Source organism: Mesorhizobium sp. WSM1497 (assembly GCF_001672455.2).
GTDB lineage: Bacteria > Pseudomonadota > Alphaproteobacteria > Rhizobiales > Rhizobiaceae > Mesorhizobium > Mesorhizobium ciceri.
In genome coordinates this window covers 2,569,434-2,583,303 of sequence record NZ_CP021070.1, presented here as the reverse complement: position 1 = coordinate 2,583,303, position 13,870 = coordinate 2,569,434, and the positions used below count along the sequence as shown (strand labels likewise).

Here is a 13,870-nt window from a genome sequence, read left to right as displayed (position 1 = left end):
AGTGCGGTGAACCCTTGATTAAGCCTGCACATTCGACGACCGAAAGCCGCTGCCTGGCGGGCTTCTCCGTACAAGGTGATTAACGAAACCTTATCAACCGTGGTGCTACCAGAGCCCAACTCACCATGTGGCTGGACACGGATGATCCCTTTGCCATCGGACGGCTCGGTAACGGTCGCGGGACGCACGCCGCGGCTTGACGTCGAGGCCGTCGAAGCCGTCGTCACCTTGCCGACCTTCAAGCGTCCCGAGCAAGTGCTGGAAACGCTGGCGTCGCTGCGCGCGCAGCAAACCGGCAGACGCTTTGCCGTGATCGTCATGGAGAACGAAGCCGAGGCGCGGGCCGGCGCCAAGGCGGCGCTGCCGCTGTTCGAGCGGGGCGAAATGCCGGGCCTGGTGATCATCGCGCACGAGCGCGGCAATTGCAGCGCCTACAATGCCGGCTGGCAGACAGCCATCCTGCAATTCCCGAACTTCAGGCATCTGCTGGTCATCGACGACGACGAGATCGCCGATCCGCAGTGGCTGGAACGGATGTGCCTGGCTGCCGAAACGCTCGGCGCCGACATTGTCGGCGGCCCGCAGGTGCCCGTGTTTGCCGACCCCGCCCATGCGCGATGGGCAGACCATCCGGTGTTCGCGCCGCCTTACCGGGAAACCGGACGCGTGCCGGCGCTCTATTCGTCGGGCAATCTTCTGGTCGGGCGCAACGTGCTGATCGCCATGGGTCCGCCCTTTCTCGATCTCAGATTCAATTTCATGGGCGGCGGCGATTCCGACTTTCTCAGCCGGTCGGTGCAAAAGGGCTTTGTGCTGGGCTGGTGCGCCGAGGCCAAGGTGCTGGAAACCGTTCCGGCGCGGCGTATCGAAGCCGACTGGATCCGCGCCCGCAGCCTGCGCAACGGCGTCATCTCGACACTGGTCGAAAAGAAGAAGCGCGCCGGCACGCCAATGGCCGGCGCCAAAGTGTTGCTGAAGAGCCTGGCACTGCTTGCCGCCTCGCCGTTTCGCGGCATGATCCGGCTGGCGCGGACCCGATCGCCGGCGATCGCCATCTACCCCGTCCATGTGGCGCTGGGCCGCGTGCTGGCCGAATTCGGATATGCCAATGAGCAGTACCGCCAGCCTGAGAAAAACTGAGCGCGCGCCGCTCGGCGACGCGTTCACGCGCGAAGGCGTGGCCACCGCCATTGCCGCGCTGCTGTTCACCGTCATCATGGTGTCGTTCCGGCCGTTCCAGCCGGGCGGCGCCGAACTCACCGGTCAAGGCGGCGACATCGTCAACCAGCTTGGCTTCGGTTCGCTCGGCGCCATGTCGATCTTCTCGCTGATGGCCTTTGCCGATCCGCGCGTGGTGCGCTCGCTGCTGAGCCCATCCTGGGTGTTGATGCTGGGCTTCTTTTTCCTCTCGGTGATCCTGTCGACCGATCCGCCTTCGGCCATGCGCGCCGCCTCCTTCACGCTGATCGGCATTCTGACGATGGCGACGATCCTGGTGCTGCCGCGCGACGCCGAAGCCTTCTCGAAGGTGATCATCTTCACCGCCGTCGTGGTCATGGGCCTTTCCTATCTCGGCCTCATCGTGTTTCCGCACGAGGCGATGCACACAGCCGACTCGCAGGAGCCCGAACATGCCGGACTGTGGCGCGGCGTGTTCACCCACAAGAACATTGCCGGCCCGGTCATGGCCTGCCTCAGCTTCGCAGGCCTCTATCTCTACCGGCGCGGGCAGCGCTACTGGGGCGCCGGGATCTTCTTCGCGGCGATGATCTTCATGCTGCACACCGGCTCCAAGACGACAGCCGGCCTGGTGCCGTTCTCGATCCTGATCGTCATGTTCCCGAGCCTGATAGGCATGCGGCTCGGCACGCCGATCCTGTTTGCGCTGGCCATCATCGCCACGGCTGTCGGCACGCTGGGCATCGTCTTCCTGCCGCCTGTAAAACATCTGGCGGCGATCTATTTCCCCGGCATGACCTATACCGGCCGCACGACGCTGTGGGAGTTCGCCGGCAGCATGCTGGCGAAGAAGCCATGGACCGGCTACGGCTATGAGAGCTTCTGGGGCACGCCGCTCTTGCTCAACCAGGACCAGCCATTCGACCGGCCCTGGGACATCAGGACCATCGTGCACGGCCATGACGGCTATCTCGACATCGCCGTGCTGATGGGCATTCCGGCACTATGCGTGGCGGTCTACACCTTCCTCATCGCGCCGCTGCGCGACTACATGCGCATTCCGTTGCGCAGGGAAAACATCTTTCTCGGCGACTTCTTCATGATGGTGGTGCTGTTCACGGCGCTTAACGCTTTCCTCGAAAGCTTCTTCTTCCATCGCGGCGACCCGGTCTGGCTGTTCTTCGTGCTCGGCGTGCTTGGCCTCAGGCAAGTGTCGCTGCGGCCGATAGCAGTGCGCGATCCCGATCGTGGCTCGCGATCCTGATGGGGCTTCCCCAGGGAAGCGCCAGCGTCTATGTGAAGGCCTTGCTCTGGAGGGCTTTCGATGACGATCAGGCTTGTTCTCGCCGGCTGCGGCAATATGGGCTACGCCATGCTCTCGGGCTGGCTGAAATCCGGCAAGCTCGCGCCGTCGGCGGTTTTCGTGGTCGAGCCCAATGCCGATCTGCGCAATCGCGCGGCAACGCTGGGCTGCGCGACATCAGCCGATGCCGGTAGCATACCGGCCGATGCCGTGCCCGATCTCGTGGTCATCGCGGTGAAGCCGCAGGTGATCCGCGACGTCACCGCTGGTTACAAGCGTTTCGGCGACGGCCGCACCACCTTCGTCAGCATCGCCGCCGGCACGCCTGCCGCCACCTTCGAGGAAATTCTCGGCAATCGCGCGCCGATCGTGCGCTGCATGCCCAACACGCCCGCGGCGATCGGCAAGGGCATGATGGTGGTGTTCTCCAACAAGCTCGTGTCCGATGACACCAAGCGTTTCGTCGCCGACCTTTTGTCGGCGAGCGGCGAAGTGGCCACCATCGACGATGAGGGCCTGATGGATGCGGTGACCGCCGTGTCCGGATCGGGACCGGCCTATATCTTCCATTTCATCGAAGCGCTGACGGTTGCCGCCGAGAAGGCCGGTCTGCCGACGGCGACCGCCAAGCTGCTCGCCATGCAGACCGTCTATGGCGCCGCCTCGCTCGCCGCCGAAAGCGGCGAGGAACCGGGCGTGCTGCGCCAGCAGGTCACCAGCCCCAACGGCACGACGGCCGCGGCGCTGGCCGTTCTGATGGGCGAGGACCGGCTGACCAATCTGCTGACGCAAGCGGTGGAGGCTGCGCGGCTGCGGTCGGTCGAACTGGGGAGATAAATCCTCAGTTTGTCCCGTACAGCATCTCATCCTGCAGCCGGCGCAAGGCGAACAGCCTCGTCGTCTGGTCGGGCGACGCATTATCCGCCGTCAGCAATTCGCCTTTCGTGACCGGTTTCAGCACCTTGCCGCCCTCGAGCAGGCCGACCGGCACGGCGCGCTGGGCGCGGGCTTCGCCGACGGTCATCGTCCAGGAGCGGTAACAAGTCTCGCCGATCGCATCGAAGGTCTCGCCGGCGACTAGGTCGCGCTTGGCAACGGCGCAGACTTCGGCCACGGGCCGCGGCAACGGCACCATGTCGGGCTTGCCGAAAAGCACGATGCGGGCTGCGGTCAGCGGCACTTCCAGCGATGTCAGATGATAAGGCCGGAACAGGCTGTAATAGGGGCCGTGCCCGATATGTAGATCGTCCATGCGCTCGATGATGCGCGGATGCGTCGCCTCGACGATGACGAAGACGCCGGGCGCGACGCCCTTGCCGACCGTGTAGTCGACGACGCCTTTCTTCGTGAGCAGACCGCCATCCTCGCGCGGGATCAGCACCTTGGCGAGGTCGTCGCGATCGGCCTTGGGGCCGTGCATGCCGGGGACGTCCGGCACCAGCCCGGTGGCGTTGGCGATGGCGCACATCTCGACCATGGTCTTGGAGCCGTCGACGAACTCGACCAGCATGCGCGGGTTCATGTTGCGGCGGATCGCTTCGGCGCGATAGTCGTCCGGTACGGCATCGTGGTTGAGCGGGTTGTTCTTGCCCTTGCCGGCCGACACGATGGTCAGCCCGAGCGCCGACGCAAACTCGATCAGTTCCATGCAGCTCGACGGCTCGTCGCCCGCACCCACCGAATAGACGACGCCAAGCCGGTCGGCCTGCTGCTTGAGATAGCAGCCGATGGTGACGTCGGCCTCGACGTTCATCATCACCAGATGCTTGCCGTGCTCCATCGCCATGAGGTCGAAATCGGCGGCGACGCCCGGCTTGCCGGTGGCGTCGATGACGACGTCGATCAGCGGATTGGTGACCAGCATCTCGTTGGATGTGATGGCGATCTTGCCACTTTCGATGGCGCCGGTGACTTTCGACGCGGTGTCGGCTTCGACCGCCATGGCTTCGTCGCCATAGGCGATGCGGATAGCGTCGCGCGCGGTGTGCGGGCGGCGCGTCGAGACGGCGCAGACCGAAATGCCCGGCATCAGCATGCCCTGCGTGACCAGATCGGTGCCCATTTCGCCCGAGCCGATGACACCGATGCGCACCGGGCGGTTCTCGGCGGCACGCTTGGCGAGATCACGGGCAAGCCCGGTCAGGGCGACGTTGGTCATGCAGGAATGTCCACAGCTTCGTGATTTGGGGTCGGATAGCAGGGAATGGGTTCTATTTGCCAACGAAACCCGGTCGCGACCGGCAATTTCCCACGAAATCGTCTCGGAAGGCACGTCCGCCGGGGCTCGATTCGCCGAAACCCAACCAATTGACATTGTAGCGGACAACCCCAATAAAACATTCGTTTGTCAACAAAGGCAAATGTTCACCGACGCGACAGTCGGGAAGCATTCGCCTCTGCGGCAAGTTGGGGAGTGTCTTTGCGCCACGGCGTCAAAGGCTGGATGGAGCATCATTGCGAGGCGTCGAGCGAAGGCTCGCGGCTCCAGGGGAGGAAAAATGGATACTGTTCTCGCGGGCCTAAAAGGGGCCATCGATACGCTTGGCCCGACGATCCTGCTGCCAATTGTCATTTTCGTCATCGCCGTGGTTCTGGGCGCCAAGGTCAGCAAGGCTTTTCGCGCCGCCGTCACCATCGGCGTCGCCTTCATCGGCATCAATCTGGTGCTTGGCCTCATGTTCACGTCGATTGGCGACGTCGCCAAGGCCATCGTCACCAACACCGGCATCCATCGCGACATCATCGATGTCGGCTGGCCCTCCGCGGCCGCGATCGCCTTCGGCTCATCGGTCGGCCTTTGGGTCATTCCGGTCGGCATCCTCGTCAACATCGTGCTGTTGCTGACACGCATGACGCGCACGCTCAATGTCGACGTCTGGAACTTCTGGCACTTCGCCTTTGTCGGCTCGCTGGTGGTCGCCGCAACCGACAATCTGGCCTATGGCATCGCGGTCGCAGCACTTGTCGCAGCACTCTCGCTGCTGTTCGCCGACTGGTCGGCGCGCGCGGTGCAGCAGTTCTACGGGGTACCCGGCATTTCCGTGCCGCATCTCGCCTCGGCGCAGATCCTGCCGATCGCCATTGTGCTCAACTGGATCGTGGACCGCATTCCCGGGATCAACCGCATCAACATCAACACCGATACGATCGAGCGCAGGTTCGGCGTGTTCGGCGAACCTGTCGTGATGGGCCTCATTATCGGCCTCGTGCTTGGTGCGATCGCCTTCTACAATGCGGGTGATCTCAGCGTGGTGCTGGCCAAGGTTCTGGGCACCGGCATGACGCTGGCCGCGGTCATGCTGCTGCTGCCGCGCATGGTCAAGATCCTGATGGAAGGCCTGCTGCCGGTTTCCGACGCAGCCCAGGCATTCGTGCGCAAGCGCACGGGCGATCGCGAGCTTCTTGTTGGCCTCGATTCCGCGATCCTGATCGGCCATCCGGCCGCGATCTCGTCGTCGCTGATCCTGGTGCCGATCGCGATCATCCTGTCCATCATCCTGCCGGGCAACCGCGTCATCCTGTTCGCCGACCTTGCGGTCATTCCCTTCATCGTCGCCATGACCGCGCCGCTGGTCAAAGGCAACGTGTTCCGCATGGTGGTGATCGGCACTGTGACGCTGGCCATCGGCTTCTACGTCGCCAACGCGCTGGCGCCGCTGTTCACAAGTGCTGCCGTCGCATCGGGCTTCAAGCTGCCGGCGGATGCGCTGCAGATCACCTCGGTGGTCGACGGCTTCCTGTGGGTGCCTTACGTGGTCATCGAGGCGATCCAGGGGCTTGGACTTGTCGGCATCATCGTGATCGCGGTGGTCATCGCGGCATTGTTTGTCCTCTACCGCCGCAATCCGCTCGGCTGGGAGCGGGCCGCGGGCGCCGAGGACGAGCCGGCCGAAGAGACGGCCTGAACCTGATAGGGTCCACCCTTCAAACCGATCGTGCGCCCTCCTCGGGGCGCACGATTTCATCGACGGAGCAAAGAATGTCCGACGGCCTCATGCAGCTTCTGGATCCCGACGCGATCGTGCTCGGATCCGATGCCTCGACCAATGAGGAGATCATCCGCATCCTGGCGGGCCGGCTGGAGACACTTGGCTATGTCAAAAGCTCCTATGCCGACGCGGTCGTGCGCCGCGAATTGACCATCCCGACAGGACTGCCGCTGGAACGCTCCGACAATGTCGCGGTGCCGCACACCGATCCGGAGCATGTGCTGAAGCCTGGCATCGCGATGGGCACATTGAAGCAACCAGTGACCTTCGCCAACATGGAGGATCCCGACGAGATGCTGCCGGTCGGCTTCGTCTTCCTGCTTGCCATCAACGACAAGGACAAGCAGATTGAGGCGCTGCAGGCCGTCATGGCCACCATCCAGAACCCGCAAGCCTTGGATGATTTGAGGTCGGCCAGAACCCTCGAAGACGTGCGAGCCGTACTCGGCTGATAACCAAGGAGAAGCAGAGATGTCCAGACAGAAAACCATTCTCTTCGCCTGCGGCACGGGCATCGCCACCTCGACCGCGGTCAACGTCGCCGTCACCGAGGAAATGAAGAAACGCGGCCTCACCTTCAATGCCCAGCAGGCAAAGGCCACCGAAGTGCCCGGACTGGCCGACAATGTCGACTTCATCGTCGCAACCACCCCGATCTCCGCTTCGGTGACCAAGCCGGTCATCAAGGGCCTCGCCTTCCTCACCGGCATCGGCAAGGACAAAGTGCTCGACGAGATCGAGGCTCAATTGCGCAAGTGACGGTCCAGACGCCACGCGCAGGCTGACGCGGCTTCACACCACCCTGACGTAGCTCGTCATTCCCGATTTCTGGTGCTCGATGATGTGGCAGTGCAGCAGCCAGTCGCCGGGATTATCGGCGACGAAACCGAGCTGAACCTTCTCGTTGGGCTGGATGAGATAGGTGTCGGAAATCACGGGCTGAACCTGGCGCGTCGAGGACGACAGCACCTTGAAGCTCATGCCGTGCAGATGCATCGGATGGGATTGCGGCGTCAGGTTCTCCATGTCGATGACGTAGCTTTGGCCAAGCTTCAGTTCGGCCAGAGGCGCGGTCGGATCCTTGGTGTCGCCGGGCCACGGCACCTTGTTGATGGCCCAGAAACTGTAGCCCAGCGAGCCGCAGATGCCATCGCTCGGGACATTTTCCGCCGTTGCGCTGAGCGCCAGGGAAATATGCCTGGCACTGGCGAGATCCACTTCCGCCACCGGATTGAGCTCCAGTGGAGCAACATCGCGAATGTCCCGTTTGAGGGAGTTTCCTGTCGCGCGCAGGGTTGCCAGGATTTTTGGCTTGGTGCCTCTGACGTCCCTCAAGCTGACGATCGCGCCTTCCTCGTCGGGCATGCGTATGGCCAGCTCCATGCGCTGGCCGGGTCCAAGCAGCAAGGCATCGGGGGAAAAACGCTCAGGCACCGGATTGCCGTCGAGCGCCATGACAGTCGCCTGTGCACCGTCGACGTGAAAAGCGTAGATTCGCGTCACGTCGGTGATGGCGACGCGCAGCCGCGCCAGTCCGCCGGCCGGCGCATCATATTGCGGCTGGTCGAGCCAATTGGCGGTGCGCACCGTGCCGTAAGTGCCGGTTCTCGCGGCATCGCGCGGCCGGAACTGGTCGATGAACTGACCGTCGTCGCCGAGGCGCCAGTCGCGCAAATTGAGGACGATTTCGGCATCGAATTTCGGATCGTTGGGATTCTCGACCACGATCACGCCGGTCAGGCCATGGCCCATCTGCTCCAGCGTGTTGCAATGCGGGTGGTACCAGAAGGTGCCGGCATCGGGCGGCGTGAAGGCGTAGTCGAAATGATCGCCGGTGTAGACGTAGGGCTGGACCAGGAACGGCACGCCGTCCATCTTGTTTGGAACGCGAATACCGTGCCAGTGGATCGTCGTCGGATCGTCGATCGCGTTGACAAGGCGTGCAGCGAAGGGCTGGCCTTTTTTCATTCTGAGCACGGGCGGCATTCCGGCGTTGCCATAGGTCAGCACATCCCTGGTCTGGCCGATATCCATCAGCTTCGCCTGGATCTTTGCCGTCTGCAAAACCACCGGCTCAGGCGTGGCAGCGGCCCAGCCACCAAGCCGGCCCATGGCCGAAAGCCCGACCCCGCCTGCGCCGGCAATCGCTGCCGTTTTCAAAAGCCGGCGTCGGGTGAGTATGGTCATTTGACGCTCCAGCTGCAAAGACGGCTGCCCTGGGTTTATCGCAGCCTTGGATCGTAAGCGAGCATCCTGTGCCTAAACCGACTCCGCCACCGGCCTTAAGCAAAAGACGCTGGCGTGGACGGACAATCGACCACAATAAGCATCGCTGGCGGAGCGGCGCGCGACTATTTCGGCCGCGCCCCATAGGCGGCAAGGAATGCTTCGACCGAAGCATCGGCGTGCCGCTCGAGGTCCGCCTTCGAACGCGGGTTGCTTCCGGTGAACATGGCTTCGTTCATTGGGATCCAGAGAAGCATTCCGAAGAGATGGCTGGCCGCCAGACGGGGATCGCTGGTCTGCAACAGGCCTCGACTGGTAAGCTTTTGAAAGCATGATGCCACCGAGGCAAGCATGCGTTCAAAACCTTTTTCATACCAGCTCCGGCCAAGCTGCGGCATCCGATCCGCGTTGGCGATAATCAGACGCCGCAGCTTCAGCAGCTCTTCGTCCATCAGCGTCGTTGTCATGCGTCGGGCAAGCTGCTGTAGCCCACCCTCCATGAATTTCGCCTCGGAAAGCAGCATCGTCACGGACTCGACGACATCGTTGGTCTGGCTGGCGGTGGACTCGACGACTTCGCCGAAAAGCGTCTCCTTGTCCGTGAAATGCTTGTAGACAGTCTGCTTGGATGCGCCTGCTTTGGTGGCGATCTCTTCCATGCTGGTTCCATCATAGCCCTTGGCGATGAAGGCGGCCGTAGCCGCTTCAATGATTTCACGATCCTTGCGAGCCGACCTGGTCTCACCATCAATTTTCATAGCGCCTCTCAACCGGTACTAGACGGTACCGTTCCCGCATGGTAGCCATAGTTACAGTACTAGACTGGCTAGTACCCATCAACGGCAGCAAGGCTTAGACCGATGACCAAAATGATCTTCCTCAATCTACCGGTACGCGATCTGCAGGCGGCGACCAAGTTCTATCTCGCGATCGGGGGCACGCTGAACCCGCAGTTCTCGAGCGACCAGTCCAGCTCGATCATGTTCTCAGACTCGATCGGGGTCATGTTGCTGACGCACCAGCATTACAGCCAGTTCACAGCGCGCCCGATCGGCGACCCCAAGCGGGACAGCCAGATGTTGATCGCACTCACCGTCGACAGCAAGGACGAGGTCAATGTCGTAATCGAGAAGGGCGTGGCGGCAGGCGGTCGCGCCGATCCCAACCCGGCGCAGGATCTTGGTTTCATGTTCAACCGCCACATCGAAGATCCGGACGGCAACGTCTGGGAGCTGCTGTGGATGAACCCGTCGGCCATGCAATAGCCCACAGGAATCGAAGCGGGCCAGGATGACACTGGAGAAGCGATCGGCATTCGCCTGTCGCTTCCGTCAGGCGCGCCGGCATCGGCTATTCAGCCGCCTCGGCATAGTGTGCCGGCACGTAGTTGAGGATGGGGCCAAGCCAGCGCTCGGCCTCGGTCAACGGCATCGCCTTGCGGCGCGCATAATCCTCGACCTGGTCGCGTTCGACCTTGGCGACGCCGAAATAATAGCTTTCGGGATGCGCCAGATAGATCCCCGAGACGGATGAACCCGGCCACATCGCATAGCTTTCGGTCAGTCTCACGCCGGCATTGCCTTCGCCATCGAGCAGCCGGAACAAAGTCGCCTTCTCCGTATGGTCGGGCTGAGCCGGATAGCCGGGCGCCGGTCGGATGCCGCGATAGGGTTCGCCGATCAGCTCGTCCGGCGCCAACGATTCGTCTGGCACGTAGCCCCAGAATTCCTTGCGCACCTTCTCATGCATGCGCTCGGCAAAGGCTTCGGCGAAGCGGTCGGCCAGCGCCTTGACCATGATCGAGGAATAGTCGTCGTTGGCGCGTTCGAAGCGTTCGGCGATCGCCACCTCCTCGATGCCGGCGGTGACGATGAAGCCGCCGATGTAATCGGCTTTGCCGCACTCCGCCGGCGCGACGAAATCCGACAGGGCAACATTGGCCTTGCCGTCGCGCTTGGTCAGTTGCTGGCGCAAGGTGAAGAACGTCGCCAGTTCCTGCGACCGCTTCTCGTCCGTAAACAGCCTGATGTCGTCGCCGACGGCGTTGGCCGGCCAGAAGCCGATGACGCCGCGCGGCGCGAACCATTTCTCGGCGATGATCTTGTTCAGCATCGCCTGCGCATCCTCGAACAGCTGTCGCGCGGCGGCGCCTTGCGCCTCATCCTCTAATATCTTGGGATAGCGGCCCTTCAGCTCCCAGGTCTGGAAGAACGGCGTCCAATCGATGTAGCGCGCGAGCTCGGTCAGGTCCCAGTTCTCGAACACCTTGACGCCTGTGAAGGACGGCTTCGGCGGCTCATATTCGGACCAGTCTATCCGATGCGCATTGGCCCTCGCCTTGGCCAGCGGCAAACGCTGCTTGTCGGCTTCCGAGCGGGCATGCGCATCGGCGACCTTCTTGTATTCGGCGCGCACCGTATCGACAAAGCCGCCCTTGCTCTCGTTGGACAGCAAGGATGAGACCACGCCGACCGCCCGGCTGGCGTCGGTGACATAGACCGTCTGCCCCTTGCTGTAGCGCGGGTGGATCTTCACCGCCGTGTGCACGCGGCTGGTCGTCGCGCCGCCGATCAGCAGCGGAATTTCGAAGCCTTCACGCTCCATCTCGGCGGCCATGTGCGCCATCTCGTCCAGCGACGGCGTAATCAGGCCGGACAGGCCGATGATATCGACATTTTGCTCGCGCGCCGTCTGCAGGATCCTGGCCGCCGGCACCATGACGCCGAGATCGATGATCTCGTAATTGTTGCAGGCGAGAACCACGCCGACGATGTTCTTGCCGATGTCATGGACATCGCCCTTGACCGTCGCCATCAGGATTTTTCCGGCCGTTTTGCGTTCGCCATTGTCGATGCCGTTGGCGGCGTTTGCCAGCTTCTCGGCTTCCATGTGCGGCAGCAGTCCAGCCACCGCCTGCTTCATGACCCGCGCCGACTTCACCACTTGCGGCAGGAACATCTTTCCCGCGCCGAACAGATCGCCGACGACGTTCATGCCGGCCATCAGCGGGCCTTCGATGACATGCAGCGGCCGCTCGGCGGCAAGCCGCGCTTCCTCGGTGTCGGCGTCGATGAATTCGGTGATGCCGTTGACCAGCGCGTGGCTGATCCGCTGTTCGACAGTCCATTCGCGCCAGGCGAGATCGCGCTCCTGCGCTTCCTTGCCGGCCGTGCCCTTGAAGCGTTCGGCGATCTCCAGCATGCGTTCGGTGGCGGTGCCGCCGGCCTTCGGCGCGCGGTTGAGCACGACATCCTCGCAGGCCTCGCGCAGATCAGGCTCGATCGTATCGTAGACGGCGAGCTGGCCGGCATTGACGATGCCCATGTCCATGCCGCGCTGGATGGCATGGTAAAGGAATACGGCATGCATGGCCTCGCGCACCGGCTCGTTGCCACGGAACGAGAAAGACAGGTTCGACACGCCGCCGGAAATGTGGACATGCGGCAGCGTCGCGGTGATCTCGCCGGCCGCCTCGATGAAGTCGACGCCGTAATTGTCGTGCTCCTCGATGCCGGTGGCGATGGCGAAGACATTGGGATCGAAGACGATGTCCTCGGGCGGGAAGCCGGCCTGCTCGGTCAGGAGCTTGTAGGCGCGGGTGCAGATCTCGACCTTGCGCGCCTTGGTGTCGGCCTGGCCGTCCTCGTCGAAGGCCATAACGACGACGGCGGCGCCATAGGCGCGGACCAGCCTGGCATGATGCAGGAAGGCTTCTTCGCCCTCCTTCATCGAGATGGAGTTGACCAGCGGCTTGCCCTGCACGCATTTCAAGCCGGCTTCGATGATCTCCCATTTCGAACTGTCGACCATGACAGGAACGCGGGCGATGTCCGGCTCGGCGGCGATCAGGTTGAGGTATTCGACCATGGCCTTCTTCGAATCGATCAGACCCTCGTCCATGTTGATGTCGATGATCTGCGCGCCGTTGGCGACCTGGTCGCGGGCGACGCCGAGCGCGGCGACATAGTCGCCCGCCGTGATCAGTTTCCGGAACTTGGCCGAGCCGGTGACATTGGTTCGCTCGCCGACATTGATGAAGGGGATCTCGTCGGTGAGCGTGAATGGCTCCAGCCCGGACAGGCGCATCCTGGGCTCAATGTCCGGAATGGCGCGCGGCGGATACTTCCGCACCGCCTCGGCGATGGCGCGGATGTGCTCCGGCGTCGAGCCGCAGCAGCCGCCGACGACATTGACCAGTCCCTCACGCGCGAAATCCTCGATCTGGGCGGCCATGAAGTCCGGGCTTTCGTCATACCGGCCGAATTCGTTGGGCAGGCCGGCATTCGGATAAGCGCAGACAAAGGTGTCGGCGACACCGGATATTTCGGCCAGATGCGCTCGCATGGCGTTGGCGCCGAGCGCGCAGTTGAGGCCGATGGTGAAGGGGTTGGCATGGCGCACCGAATGCCAGAAGGCGGTCGGCGTCTGGCCCGACAGCGTGCGGCCGGAGAGGTCCGTGATGGTGCCCGATATCATCACGGGCAGGCGCACGCCCTTCTCGATGAAGATCTCTTCCGCCGCGAAGATCGCCGCCTTGGCGTTCAGCGTGTCGAAGATGGTCTCGATCAGGATGATGTCGGCGCCGCCATCGATCAACCCGCGCAGCTGCTCGCCATAGGCGAGGCGCAAATCGTCGAAGGTCACGGCGCGATAGCCGGGATTGTTGACGTCGGGCGACATCGAGGCGGTGCGGTTGGTCGGCCCGAGCGCTCCGGCGACAAACCTTCGCTTGCCGTCCTGCTGCTCGGCCCGAACAGCGGCGCGCCTGACCAGCCGCGCGCCATCGCGGTTCAGCGCATAGACGGCATCTTCCATGCCGTAGTCGGCCTGGGCGATCGAGGTCGAGGAGAAAGTATTGGTCTCCAGGATGTCGGCGCCTGCGATGGCGTATTGATAATGGATCTCCTCGATCGCCCCGGGCTGGGTCAGAATCAGGAGGTCGTTGTTGCCCTGCTGATGGCAGGCGCAGCCGGCGAAAGCCTCGCCGCGGAATTGGTCCTCGTTAAACCCGAGGCCCTGGATCTGCGTGCCCATGGCGCCGTCGAGGATGAGAATGCGCTCGCGTGCCGCCGCTGTCAGCGCGGCAAGCACTTCCGAGCCGTCCGGTTTTGCCGCGACGGGGCCGAACAATGCGTCCAGCGAGGCAGAATTCTGCGACATTTTTTATCCCTTT

At 63.0% G+C, this 13,870-nt stretch carries 11 protein-coding genes; 7 read left to right on the top strand and 4 right to left on the bottom strand.

The features are described from left to right. Positions 1–141 precede the first annotated feature (141 nt). The 3 genes from A9K65_RS12560 to proC are packed head-to-tail and all read left to right on the top strand — an operon-like array spanning position 142 to position 3,319. Positions 142–1,140, top strand: a complete 999-nt coding sequence (locus tag A9K65_RS12560; RefSeq protein ID WP_064994589.1) for a glycosyltransferase — start codon at positions 142–144, stop codon at positions 1,138–1,140. Further along, entirely contained in the window at positions 1,109–2,443 is a 1,335-nt protein-coding gene (locus A9K65_RS12555; protein ID WP_027162296.1) for an O-antigen ligase, read from the top strand. Before A9K65_RS12560 ends, A9K65_RS12555 begins: the two co-directional genes overlap by 32 nt. A gap of 60 nt (positions 2,444–2,503) precedes the next feature. Further along, a complete protein-coding gene (proC, locus tag A9K65_RS12550; RefSeq protein ID WP_064994588.1) occupies positions 2,504–3,319 on the top strand; it encodes a pyrroline-5-carboxylate reductase in 816 nt (271 codons plus the stop codon). Positions 3,320–3,323: 4 nt separating this feature from the next. Here the strand turns inward: proC and A9K65_RS12545 are convergent, their stop codons facing one another. Continuing rightward, positions 3,324–4,640 carry an NAD(P)H-dependent oxidoreductase gene (locus A9K65_RS12545; RefSeq protein ID WP_064994587.1) on the bottom strand — a complete coding sequence of 439 codons (1,317 nt, stop codon included), beginning with the start codon at positions 4,638–4,640 and terminating at the stop codon, positions 3,324–3,326. A gap of 340 nt (positions 4,641–4,980) precedes the next feature. On the opposite strand from A9K65_RS12545, the gene A9K65_RS12540 reads away from it, so the two are divergent. The 3 genes from A9K65_RS12540 (at position 4,981) to A9K65_RS12530 (ending at position 7,230) form a co-directional block, all read left to right on the top strand. After that, entirely contained in the window at positions 4,981–6,387 is a 1,407-nt protein-coding gene (locus tag A9K65_RS12540) for a PTS transporter subunit IIC (RefSeq protein ID WP_064994586.1), read from the top strand. Positions 6,388–6,461: 74 nt separating this feature from the next. After that, a complete protein-coding gene (locus A9K65_RS12535; protein WP_063170054.1) occupies positions 6,462–6,923 on the top strand; it encodes a PTS sugar transporter subunit IIA in 462 nt (153 codons plus the stop codon). A 19-nt stretch (positions 6,924–6,942) separates the two neighbouring features. Next, complete coding sequence (locus tag A9K65_RS12530) at positions 6,943–7,230, top strand: PTS sugar transporter subunit IIB (RefSeq protein ID WP_023809203.1); 288 nt, start codon at positions 6,943–6,945, stop codon at positions 7,228–7,230. Positions 7,231–7,263: 33 nt separating this feature from the next. Here A9K65_RS12530 and A9K65_RS12525 read toward each other — a convergent pair whose 3' ends face one another. Continuing rightward, the gene (locus A9K65_RS12525) at positions 7,264–8,658 is read right to left on the bottom strand and encodes a multicopper oxidase family protein (protein WP_064994585.1); all 1,395 of its coding nucleotides are present in this window, start codon (positions 8,656–8,658) and stop codon (positions 7,264–7,266) included. A gap of 164 nt (positions 8,659–8,822) precedes the next feature. Next, positions 8,823–9,455, bottom strand: coding sequence for a TetR/AcrR family transcriptional regulator (locus tag A9K65_RS12520; RefSeq protein WP_024504795.1), 633 nt, complete (start codon positions 9,453–9,455; stop codon positions 8,823–8,825). A 102-nt stretch (positions 9,456–9,557) separates the two neighbouring features. Here A9K65_RS12520 and A9K65_RS12515 point away from each other — a divergent pair, with 102 nt between their 5' ends. Next, positions 9,558–9,962: a VOC family protein gene (locus A9K65_RS12515; RefSeq protein ID WP_013530216.1), complete on the top strand. Its 405-nt coding sequence runs from the start codon at positions 9,558–9,560 to the stop codon at positions 9,960–9,962. 85 nt (positions 9,963–10,047) lie between these two features. Here the strand turns inward: A9K65_RS12515 and metH are convergent, their stop codons facing one another. Further along, positions 10,048–13,857 (bottom strand): methionine synthase, encoded by a 3,810-nt coding sequence (gene metH / locus A9K65_RS12510; protein WP_064994584.1) that lies wholly within the window; start codon positions 13,855–13,857, stop codon positions 10,048–10,050. Positions 13,858–13,870 lie beyond the last annotated feature (13 nt).

Bases quoted from the DNA above. Each gene is read 5' to 3' on its own strand.
- A9K65_RS12515 (WP_013530216.1), top strand. From the start codon at position 9,558: ATGACCAAAATGATCTTCCTCAATCTACCGGTACGCGATCTGCAGGCG.
- A9K65_RS12530 (WP_023809203.1), top strand. From the start codon at position 6,943: ATGTCCAGACAGAAAACCATTCTCTTCGCCTGCGGCACGGGCATCGCC.
- A9K65_RS12555 (WP_027162296.1), top strand. From the start codon at position 1,109: ATGAGCAGTACCGCCAGCCTGAGAAAAACTGAGCGCGCGCCGCTCGGC.
- proC (WP_064994588.1), top strand. From the start codon at position 2,504: ATGACGATCAGGCTTGTTCTCGCCGGCTGCGGCAATATGGGCTACGCC.
- A9K65_RS12525 (WP_064994585.1), bottom strand. From the start codon at position 8,658: ATGACCATACTCACCCGACGCCGGCTTTTGAAAACGGCAGCGATTGCC.
- A9K65_RS12560 (WP_064994589.1), top strand. From the start codon at position 142: ATGATCCCTTTGCCATCGGACGGCTCGGTAACGGTCGCGGGACGCACG.
- A9K65_RS12540 (WP_064994586.1), top strand. From the start codon at position 4,981: ATGGATACTGTTCTCGCGGGCCTAAAAGGGGCCATCGATACGCTTGGC.
- A9K65_RS12535 (WP_063170054.1), top strand. From the start codon at position 6,462: ATGTCCGACGGCCTCATGCAGCTTCTGGATCCCGACGCGATCGTGCTC.
- A9K65_RS12545 (WP_064994587.1), bottom strand. From the start codon at position 4,640: ATGACCAACGTCGCCCTGACCGGGCTTGCCCGTGATCTCGCCAAGCGT.
- A9K65_RS12520 (WP_024504795.1), bottom strand. From the start codon at position 9,455: ATGAAAATTGATGGTGAGACCAGGTCGGCTCGCAAGGATCGTGAAATC.
- metH (WP_064994584.1), bottom strand. From the start codon at position 13,857: ATGTCGCAGAATTCTGCCTCGCTGGACGCATTGTTCGGCCCCGTCGCG.